1 protein-coding gene is annotated in these 579 nt (G+C 72.5%); it reads right to left on the bottom strand.

Annotated elements, in window-relative coordinates; all coding sequences use genetic code 11:
* The coding region (locus ACIKT0_RS19745) for a penicillin-binding transpeptidase domain-containing protein (protein WP_407106943.1) at positions 1-579 on the bottom strand (579 nt) is incomplete at both ends.

Below are 579 nucleotides of genomic sequence, written 5' to 3'. Positions count from 1 at the left end.
CCGATCTGGCCGCGCGGAGACGGGCCACGAAGCGCGCGGGCCCGACCGCGTCGAGCAACGCCACCGCCGGGATGTTGAGCGACAGCGCCAGCGCTTCCGCCGCGCTCACCGTGCCATGAAACGCCTGATCGAAGTTGCGCGGAGCATAGTCGCCGAAGCGCGCCGGCCGGTCCTCGATCAGGGTCGCGGGCGCGGCGAGCCCGTTCTCGAAAGCAAGCGCGTAGATGAACGGTTTCAGCGCCGAGCCCGGCGATCGCACCGCCCGCGTCTGGTCGAGCGCGCCGGCGCGCGTCGCGTCGAAGTAATCCGCCGAGCCCACGGAGGCTTCAATCGCTCCGGTCGCGACGTCGGCCGCCACGATCGCCACCGATAGGCCGGGGCCCAGGGCTCGGGCGCGGTCGCGCGCGAGGTCTTCGAGCGAACGTTGCAGATCATGCCTGACGGTGAGCCGCGCCACCGCGCCGGCGCCCGCGCGGGCGGCCGCGACTTCCGCCACATGAGGCGCGAGGTTCGGGAATTCCCGTCGGCCGTTCGGGACAGGCTCCGAGCGGGCGTAATCCGCTTCCGCCCCGGAGATCA

Source organism: Hansschlegelia beijingensis (assembly GCF_045505405.1).
In the GTDB taxonomy this organism is placed as follows: Bacteria; Pseudomonadota; Alphaproteobacteria; order Rhizobiales; family Methylopilaceae; genus Methylopila; species Methylopila beijingensis_A.
Note: the sequence above shows the minus strand (reverse complement) of the source record. Positions and strands in the feature narration are given on the sequence as shown.